At 32.0% G+C, this 269-nt stretch carries 1 protein-coding gene; it reads left to right on the top strand.

The genetic code is table 11. The features are described 5' to 3' along the window. Nucleotides 1-269: hypothetical protein (locus tag ACVHXK_RS18860; protein ID WP_461207941.1), on the top strand; the 269-nt coding region annotated here is incomplete at both ends.

Here is a 269-nt window from a genome sequence, read left to right as displayed (position 1 = left end):
ACCCTGGAACAATTATTTATATTAGTAGTTGGTTCTGGTACTAAAAATCATCATGTTGAACAAATAGTACAGCATTTGGCCGCTATTTCTAAGAATTTTTCTGACTTGGCAGTTTTGAAAACGATGAATTTATTAGAAATTCCGGGTATTGGTCAAGCTAATCAATCACGAATTTTAGCTATTTTAGAATTATGTGAACGTCTCAACCATCATCAATGTTTGAATTTGCAGCAGCCAATTACTATAAAAAATTTGGCGCAACATTTAAT

The sequence above is a fragment of the Clostridium sp. DL1XJH146 genome (assembly GCF_054819755.1).
Note: the sequence above shows the minus strand (reverse complement) of the source record. Positions and strands in the feature narration are given on the sequence as shown.